Raw genomic sequence first — 238 nt, 5'->3', positions numbered from 1 at the left:
TGATACCAGCGCCGCACCAGCAGGGGCCACTGAAACAGTGCCGCCCAACGCTCGGCTATCTCCCGCTCATTCCAGTTGGTGGCCGTATCAGGCTCAACCTTGAGCACCAGGTGGTAGTGATTGTTCATCACTGCATAGGCGCAGACTCCGATGGCAAACAGTCGCGACAGTTGGCCCAGCTTGTCGACCACCCACTGGCGCCTGTGCTCGTAACTCTGGCCGGAATGGGCATCTTCAC

At 59.7% G+C, this 238-nt stretch carries 1 pseudogene; it reads right to left on the bottom strand.

The annotated features are described in order from the left end of the window. Nucleotides 1-238: pseudogene (locus tag ACW5XD_RS23995) on the bottom strand (alpha-amylase family glycosyl hydrolase); the annotation flags it as partial.

Source organism: Aeromonas enterica, from assembly GCF_054052465.1.
The sequence above is the reverse complement of the archived record's forward strand: the minus strand, read 5'-3'. Positions and strand labels throughout refer to the sequence as shown.